This is a genomic window from Haloquadratum walsbyi J07HQW2, from assembly GCF_000415985.1.
Lineage (GTDB): Archaea > Halobacteriota > Halobacteria > Halobacteriales > Haloferacaceae > Haloquadratum > Haloquadratum walsbyi_B.
The window spans coordinates 2,634,591-2,636,349 of sequence record NZ_KE356561.1 but is presented as its reverse complement, the minus strand read 5'-3'; the positions used below and the strand labels follow the sequence as shown (position 1 = coordinate 2,636,349).

Sequence of the window (1,759 nt, the reverse complement as noted above, 5' to 3'; positions counted from 1 at the left end):
TGATGGAAACTCCGAGGATTACGTCGAACATGATAATCAGCAAATGCTAGATGATGAGAACTAGATGAAGGATACACACTGACCTGTGTTGCATACCCGATAGACGACTTTACTATCGAGACTGGCGAAGCTCCGTAAGTTACGTTACCGGGATTTTCGTTGCGGTTTTTAGTTGGTTTGATTTTTCTGTTTACCGGGGAGATGTATCATTTATCGAGTAATAATTCTGAGATATCCGATCTGAACCCTTAGATTGACTGTAAATCGATAACATTGGTATTTGATAATCTGTTTTGACTGCCGACAGCGTGTCACCCTGAGAGTAGACTCAAATGAGGAGACGACGAATCGAAACGTGTAAAACCAAATCTGCGCTAACTACGCGTGTGCCTGGGTAGCTTAGCGGTAAAGCGCGTCCTTGGTAAGGACGAGAGCGCGGGTTCAAATCCCGCCTCAGGCTCTCTTTTCCTTCTCTGTCCTGTAGTTATCGGGCTCTTTGTCGGTGAAACAATGTACACTACGCAAGAACGAGTACACGGTGTCAAATACGGCACCCCGACGCCTTACAGCGGTTTCGAAGAAAAGACAAGCATATTACATTATATACTTAAAACTTGGTGCGCAAACGGCCTAGTTTTTAGACAGAGGTATTACACATGACGCACAGCTCTGAAAACAAAGTTGACGGGATCGTACTCGTCACAGAAGACTCAAAAAAACATCTAAACCCTAGACAAGAAGTTACCTACCGCCAGCACCGACGCGACCTAGCAGAATGGATGCTCGGACTTGGTAAAAACCCGGAAAAAGCAGAGGGGTACAGCCATTCAACCGTTAAAAACCGGATGAACCGTATAGACCTCTTCTACAGATTCGCTTGGGACAGAAAAGGAAGATACGTACAATCACTTGATACAGAAGACGCTGACAACTGGATGCGGCATCTTGCACGCCAGGATATGAAAGAGTCTACGAAAAACCACTACCAGAAATCTGCAAAAACCCTGTTCAAATGGAAACGCGAAGCCCGCAACAAAGATGTAAAATGGGATCCAGAAATCCAGTACAGCGACCCCAGTACAACATACACTCCACGGGATTACCTCACCAAGGATGACCGCCGGAAAATGCGGGAAGCCGCCATGAGCTACGGAAGTGTACCCCACTACAACTCCGTGACACCTGAAGAACGCAGCAGATGGAAAACATACCTCTCACAGAAGCTGCAGAAACCTAAAGACAAAATCACAATGAAAGACTGGGAAAAAGCAAACTCTTTCAAATACACCTCAATGATCCACACCGCATTAGATGCGGGTCTACGTCCTATCGAAATAAAGAGAGCAAACACTCACTGGATCGATACACAAAACAACGTACTGCGGATCCCCCGGGAAGAATCCAGTAAAAACCGGGAAAACTGGATGGTCGCAGTAAAAGAAGAAACAAGTCGAATCTTAGAACGCTGGCTCGACGAACGCAACACAAGAGAGAGATACGACGAAAGAGACGCACTCTGGCTGACAACACATCAAAACAGGTACAACAAAGACTCATTCAGAGACGTCTTCCGAAAAATAGCTAAAGAAGCAAACCTCGATCTTGAAAACCGAGACCTAACACCATACAGCATCAGACACAGCACCGCAACCTACGTAGCAGAACAAGAAGGACTCGCAGTAGCCGCCCAACAATGCCGACACAAATCCAAACGCACAACAGAAAAATACGAACACAGCTCCACCACAAGACAACAAGA

1 protein-coding gene, 1 tRNA gene and 1 pseudogene are annotated in these 1,759 nt (G+C 46.0%); all 3 read left to right on the top strand.

The window, feature by feature from the left end:
* Positions 1 to 138: pseudogene (locus J07HQW2_RS18735) on the top strand ((2Fe-2S)-binding protein); the annotation flags it as partial.
* A 250-nt stretch (positions 139 to 388) separates the two neighbouring features.
* Positions 389 to 460 (top strand) — tRNA-Thr (locus tag J07HQW2_RS12400).
* Positions 461 to 656: 196 nt separating this feature from the next.
* Positions 657 to 1,759, top strand: a 1,103-nt coding sequence (locus J07HQW2_RS12395; protein WP_021055882.1) for a tyrosine-type recombinase/integrase, incomplete at its 3' end; no start/stop codon positions are given.